This window comes from Streptomyces sp. NPDC055140 (genome assembly GCF_053607285.1).
This window is the reverse complement of record NZ_JBSGTG010000099.1, coordinates 5,170-5,419: the sequence shown is the minus strand read 5'-3', so window position 1 is coordinate 5,419 and position 250 is coordinate 5,170. Positions and strand designations below refer to the sequence as shown.

Annotated in this window: 1 pseudogene; it reads right to left on the bottom strand. The window is 74.0% G+C overall.

Annotated elements, in window-relative coordinates:
- Positions 1-250: pseudogene (locus ACWFR4_RS47490) on the bottom strand (hypothetical protein); the annotation flags it as partial.

Here is a 250-nt window from a genome sequence, read left to right as displayed (position 1 = left end):
CTCGGTCCAGGGCCTGCGGGTGGGCAGCCGAAGCCTGCGGGACGCGCCGGGGAAGTGCATCAGCACCTGGTCGCCGACGATCTGCAGGCACCGGTCGAGCTCGGGGACGACCTCCCGGGGGCCGGTCAGGCCGCCGAGGCTGTCCGACAGTCGCCGCATCCGGGCCTCGACGGTGCCAGTGAAGGCCGGGGTGTGGGTGATCAGGATGTGCGCGACCTCGCAGCCGTCCGGTCCGGTGGCCGGCCAGGTC